This is a genomic window from Haloarcula japonica DSM 6131, assembly GCF_000336635.1.
Lineage (GTDB): Archaea > Halobacteriota > Halobacteria > Halobacteriales > Haloarculaceae > Haloarcula > Haloarcula japonica.
In genome coordinates this window covers 1-3,632 of sequence record NZ_AOLY01000025.1, presented here as the reverse complement: position 1 = coordinate 3,632, position 3,632 = coordinate 1, and the positions used below count along the sequence as shown (strand labels likewise).

General features: G+C 61.1%; 4 protein-coding genes and 1 pseudogene. 3 read left to right on the top strand and 2 right to left on the bottom strand.

Annotated elements, in window-relative coordinates:
* Both C444_RS08400 and C444_RS08395 read left to right on the top strand, forming a co-directional pair.
* Positions 1-1,195: hypothetical protein (locus C444_RS08400; RefSeq protein WP_004592273.1), on the top strand; the 1,195-nt coding region annotated here is incomplete at its 5' end.
* Positions 1,196-1,284: 89 nt separating this feature from the next.
* The gene (locus C444_RS08395; protein WP_004592272.1) at positions 1,285-1,587 is read left to right on the top strand and encodes a hypothetical protein; all 303 of its coding nucleotides are present in this window, start codon (positions 1,285-1,287) and stop codon (positions 1,585-1,587) included.
* A gap of 188 nt (positions 1,588-1,775) precedes the next feature.
* Here the strand turns inward: C444_RS08395 and C444_RS08390 are convergent, their stop codons facing one another.
* Positions 1,776-2,099 carry a hypothetical protein gene (locus C444_RS08390; RefSeq protein WP_004592271.1) on the bottom strand — a complete coding sequence of 108 codons (324 nt, stop codon included), beginning with the start codon at positions 2,097-2,099 and terminating at the stop codon, positions 1,776-1,778.
* The gene (locus tag C444_RS08385) at positions 2,096-2,497 is read right to left on the bottom strand and encodes a hypothetical protein (protein ID WP_004592270.1); all 402 of its coding nucleotides are present in this window, start codon (positions 2,495-2,497) and stop codon (positions 2,096-2,098) included. Before C444_RS08385 ends, C444_RS08390 begins: the two co-directional genes overlap by 4 nt.
* 646 nt (positions 2,498-3,143) lie before the next feature.
* Here C444_RS08385 and C444_RS08380 point away from each other — a divergent pair.
* Positions 3,144-3,632: pseudogene (locus C444_RS08380) on the top strand (hypothetical protein); the annotation flags it as partial.

The window sequence follows — 3,632 nt, the reverse complement described above, 5'->3', positions numbered from 1 at the left end:
GTGGGGGTACGTTCGTGGTGACGACGTGCACGGGTTGGATGCTGAGAATCCGGGAGAGAACGCCTGTTACGTGCATTGTCACGATGCTATTTACATCGACTTGCAGGCAACAGGGCTACGCGACACGTTCGACACGGACCACGAGATCGTGGCTGTGTTGGAGAACACGTTCTACCCGGCGATTGAGAAGCACATCGAAGCGTGTGACTTGGCGAAACCAGAGGCTCATACCCGCGAGAAGGCCATAGAGGTGCGCTTAGACTTGGAGGAACCGGCGGGATACGCGACGGAGTACCTTCGGCTACAGGAGGACACGCCGATGATGGAGATGCCGGTCGAAATGCAGGCGTTCGCAGCTATCGAGTGGGCGCAGAACCGGCAGAGGATCGCTCGCTCGCAAGTTTTCAATGATGCCGCGAAAGCGGACCTATGCCTTCAGGACAAGGAGCGAGTGCACGGCCACCGCCTGAAGTACGACGGGAAGGGTAACGTCGTGTGTGCTCGCTGTGGCTCTGCTGTTGGGATCGGTGCCGATACGATAGCAGAGTACCGGCTGTCGTCACAGTCGTCGTCTGACGGCCAGCAGGCGGTCGCTGATGGTGGTCATGAGTACGTGGTCGGATACCGGACGGGCGAGCCACCGGCAGCGGCAGAGGCTCGGTCACAGGTTCGTGAGTACGTCGAGGCGCACGGGGTGCCGGACTCGGTGCCGAACGTGATGGGGTCGCTGGGGATCGCACCGCAACACAAGCAGGTGGTCGAGGAGGCCGTGGCTGGAGTAAACACAGCTGAGGAAGTCGAGCCGGTCTATGGCGAGCCGCCGGAGATTCCAGCTGAGTACGAGCTGGTCGAGATCGTCAACCCGGACGGATCGATAGAGGCAACGGGTGGTGGTGGGGGGGGTGCGTCGATGGCCGAGTTGGTGCTACCAGAGGATCGGCTGTTACGTGAGACGCGGTTGGCGCACGTGTCGGGGGGTGCGAAAATCCGGTGCGAGAAGACCGGCTTCGCTACGTTCTCGGCGGAGACGATGGCGCGGTACTTGGTCGAGAACTGCAACGTTCGAGAACCGTGGTACGCGGAGGTGCTCATGTCGTTCGAGTGGCCATGGAGTGAGGACGGGCCACGCGATCGTCGTGAGTTGCCGCCGGTCCTCGACGAGCCGGTGGCTCGACCACCAGAGGATTGCCGATGACCCCGCGAGAACGGGCGAGGCACCCACTGGCGCGGGTGTGCCCGAAAGGGCCGGTGTCACACCACCGACCCCGTGCCGTCACGGAAACCATGACAGCAAAATCAGATTCCCCGGCAAAGGGGCATGAGAGTATCGATACCGAAGACTTGGTCCACGGAACGCCGCTCGAAGGTGAGTCAGACGAGTTCGTGGCGTTGGTGCTGGAGGGTCAGAAGCAGGAGGCTATAACGGCCGCAGACACGTTGACGCGGGCGTTACTGAACGATGATAAGCCACTGACGGACGACGATGTGGCGCGGCTCGCTGAGATCGGGAATGCGTTCCGGGCGATCTACAGTGAACTGGTCCACCGTGTGCCGGAGGAGCACCGTGTGAGGTACAAGGACTCGTAGTCGGTTTATCATACTTCTGGTAGTATGCGTATTCAGTGATACCCTCCCCTACAGTATTCATTAACTGTAGACCTTCGGTCTACAGTGAATGAAATTGGCCCACAGCCCATTTGCCCATGGTGTGTCAGAGAGGAGGTAGATATATAGATGCGCGTTGTTCTCGATCGGGGTGGTTCGTGATGGGTGCTCTATCCGTCGTTTTCGGTGTTGTTGAGTTTCGCCATGCCGACCATCGGGGCCAGCATCGGGGCGTGTAGCATGGCTTCAGCCAGTGCCTCGCGGTACGTGGTCACTGGTGGGGCATCTGTCTGTGTGTCTTCGGCTCGCCCGTACCCAGATCCGACGATCTCCGTTCCATCAAGAGCAGGGTCGTAGTTGTTGAGAATCCGGCTTACGGTCGGTTGGGATTTGTCGATCGCTGGATGGTCGGCGATCTCGTCTTGTGAGAGGTTGGTGCCGTGTGCCAGTGCCCAGATGAGTTCTTTCTGTAGCTGATCGCTTGAGGTGTTCATGCTGAATCACCTCGGGTGTGGCGGTACACGCCAAGTGCGACCGCGCCGACGATCGCCACCGCGCCGATCACGGCGATGGGAAGGGCCGGTTCAGCCGTGATGGTCAGGGCGAGCAGGAACCAGCCGATGAGGGAAACGGCGGCTGGGTGCGTGACGGTGATGGTCCGCGCGTCCCTCTCGCGGTGCTCATCGAGTTCGTCTCGAAGTTCTTCGATCTGGTTTTCTCGATTCTCCAGTTTCTCGCGGAGTTCGTGGTTCTCGCGCCGGAGTTCGGGCGCGTGAGTTCCGTCGCGTAACGTCCGCCGGATAGCGGCGCTACGACTTTCGTCTGGTTCCTGTCGTTCGGTGAGTCGGTTTTCTAACGAGTCCGGTATTTCGGCTGAAATCACGGTGCTCATACCGTTATAATATGTTAAAACACCGATTTCAAGCTTTGGGTTCGCGAGAGAAACGGCTAAGTGCCATGAGGAACGACAGGTAGGCAAAGCTAACCAACGTGATCGAAGTCCGGCAGGAAGGGCCGGACACGACCGCGGGGGGCCGTGCCACCGGCCCCCTGCGGGTGGAACTCCTTGCCCGGGAGGTTCCGTGTCCTACCCTTCTGTCTCCGCCGAAAAGTAATTTGCGCTCCCTTCGGCGGCTGGTGTGCGGTGTTATAACGGCTGATTTCAGCCAGTGCAGCCCACAGCCCACAGCCCACAGCTTGCCGATCTCCCGGCGGGCGGTCCCATCTTTCGCGGTCGCGGTTGTCCTCGAGCGTGACCGAGCGCGAGCGAGTGCCGGATGGGTGGATGCCCGTACCCGGCGCGCAGCGGAGCGAGCACCGGAAAGACCGGAACACAGGGAGCGCAGCGGAGCGAGCGACCGGCCTCGTTCCGGCGAGGGAGCGAGCGCGAGGGATTCCGGTAACAGCGGGTGGTGGCCATGAGTGCGGACGAAGGCCAGCCCGAGTTAGCACACTCTCGGCTACCACGGTCTAACTCTGTAGAAGCTTGTACCCCGGAAGATCAGCCGTCTCACGAAACGCGGCCATACGATGAGCGGGTGGCTGATCGGGCAGCCGAGTGCGTCGAGGAGTTCCGTGAGAAGTACCCGTACCTCGCTGGTCGGCCGCTATCCGAGAGGGACGGTCAGACACTCCGCTCGGAACTGGTCGAAACGGATCGCGTCGAGGAGCATGTCCAGGGCGAGCGCGAATGGGAGCGCGGGTTTAGCGTCGATCGCGTCGAACGGGCCGAGTCGGTGACATGGGCGGAAGGGTTGTTCCGGTTCCTAACAGCCCGCCAGCCCTACGATGATGGGCTGGGTGGTCGTTTCGAGTCGCGTTACGACGGTGAGACGTTCACTGTGGACTTCGATGACTGTTGGACGAGTTCCTACGGCGATGAGCAAGCCGCCAAGAACGCGGCGTTTCAGCGGCAACTGATGGGTGGGACGTACCCGGAGAGCGAAGACAGTGCTCGCTCCGGCGAGCACGTCGAGGGCGAATGGGGAGACGTCGCTACGATCAGGCTCACGCGGACGGGTTCATCG